This is a genomic window from bacterium, from assembly GCA_024226335.1.
In the GTDB taxonomy this organism is placed as follows: domain Bacteria; phylum Myxococcota_A; class UBA9160; order SZUA-336; family SZUA-336; genus JAAELY01.
Map to the genome: position 1 here is coordinate 1 of JAAELY010000096.1, position 704 is coordinate 704.

Below are 704 nucleotides of genomic sequence, written 5' to 3' on the forward strand. Positions count from 1 at the left end.
GCGGCCAGGCTCTCGATATCGCGAGCGGCAATCGTGCTGTGACCGAGTGTGAGGCGGGGAGCTGCTGATTTTTTCGTCATGCCCGGAGGATATACGGTCGGCGAGGGAAAATCAGGACTTCCGCCCGAATCTGGCCATGCGTTCTCGCGAGTCGGGTCCCATTCCAGGACTCTTGGCAATTTCGAAACGCAGGCCTTCTTCCAGGGTCATGCCGTCGCTCGCATCGACTAGATGTTTGTTCGCGCGATTGCTGTGCCAGGAATTCGCGAGAATGCGGCGCGCCAGGCTTTCGACTTCAGCGTCGAAATCCGCGTCGGACACACAGGCATTCACCAGCCCGATCGCCTCCGCCTCGCGCCCGCTCAGCGTGCGACTGGTGAACATCAACTCCTTCGCCTTCGCGGAACCGACCAGCCGCGGCAGGCGCTGACTCATGCCCCACTTCGGTGTCAGTCCCCACTTGCCGTGGGTATCGGCGAGTTTGGCGGATTCCGAAGCGATGATCAGATCACCGGCCAGTGCGAGTTCGAGCCCACCCGTGTAGCAATGCCCGCTCACCGCGCTGATCACCGGCTGCGGCAGGTTCGCCAGCGCTTCGATCGTCTCAGCCTGATAGTCGGGATGCGGCGCGCGTTCTCCCGACTGGATGGCCTTCAGATCGTTTCCGCCCGAAAACGCCCTGGCCGAACCGCGCAGGACCACAC

Annotated in this window: 1 protein-coding gene; it reads right to left on the reverse strand. The window is 62.6% G+C overall.

The window, feature by feature from the left end:
- Positions 1–111: 111 nt before the first annotated feature.
- Positions 112–704, reverse strand: a 593-nt coding sequence (locus tag GY725_04315) for an enoyl-CoA hydratase/isomerase family protein (protein ID MCP4003400.1), incomplete at its 5' end; no start/stop codon positions are given.